1 protein-coding gene is annotated in these 1,014 nt (G+C 64.8%); it reads right to left on the reverse strand.

The features are described 5' to 3' along the window. Window positions 1-25: 25 nt before the first annotated feature. Window positions 26-928 (reverse strand): IS982 family transposase, encoded by a 903-nt coding sequence (locus AB1K54_RS17305; protein WP_371204006.1) that lies wholly within the window; start codon window positions 926-928, stop codon window positions 26-28. Between the last annotated feature and the right edge of the window lie 86 nt (window positions 929-1,014).

Below are 1,014 nucleotides of genomic sequence, written 5' to 3' on the forward strand. Positions count from 1 at the left end.
CCTAGATGAGTGAGTCCGATCGTCTTCAGTGGTCGTAGGCGATGAGGGAGCGTTTGGCGGGGGCGCCGGTGACCCAGTTGTGCCAGATGCCGGCGGCGAGGGCGAGGAGTCTGGCGGCGACGCGGGAGTAGACCCCGGTGATGGTTCTGCCGCCGTGTTCTTCGAGGGTGAGCTGGCCTTTGAGAGTGTCGAACACGGACTCGACCCATTGCCGGATGCCGCCGAGTGTCCCGAATCGTGGTGTCTCGTCTTTGCGGTCGGGGCGGACAAGGTGGGCTCCGAGTTCGTCGGTGATGAAGGTCTCGAACTCTTTCCCGGCGAAGCCTTTGTCGCCGATGATGACCTGTCCGGGCTGGAGCAGGTGCCGGTCGTGATCGAGCATCGCCTGGGCGGCTTCGCGTTCGCCGATCTTCGGGTTCGCGAGTCCCCAGATGATCGGCATCCCGTCGGGGGTGCAGAGCAGGTAGAGCCGGAATCCCCAGAAGAACCGGGAGTGACTGGCGCAGTATCCGTAGCCCGCGTGCCCGGCAAGGTCGGAGCGCTTCACCGTCTCTCGCGACGCCGCGCACGGCAGTGGGGTCGAGTCGATCAGGCGAGTGACTTCACTGAACGTCGGGGTGTCGCGGGCCAGCTCGGTGATCACCGCCGACAGCAGAGCTGTGGACTGGCGGACGCGCTTGCCCCATCCGGACTGCTTCGGGATGTGCGGGAACATGCCCCGCAAGTGCGCCCGGGCATACCGGATCCACTTCCGGTCCGACGCGATCCCGAGCAGGTGCTGCGCGACCAGCAGACACAGCAGCTCGACGTCGTTCAGCGCGGGCTTGCGGCCCGGCCGATGCTCACGGGAGAAGCCGATCGCGGGCAGGATCCGATCGTCGAGATGGACGTACAGTGTGATCAGGAGGGTGTTGAGTTCAGTTTTCACACACCGGGGTTAACACCCTCCGCCAGCCATTAACAGCGTCCACGCCGCATCAACGACGATCAGGGCAAACGGACTCACTCATCTAG

Origin of the sequence: Microbacterium sp. BWT-B31, from assembly GCF_041379855.1 — a bacterium.
Taxonomy (GTDB): Bacteria; Actinomycetota; Actinomycetes; order Actinomycetales; family Microbacteriaceae; genus Microbacterium.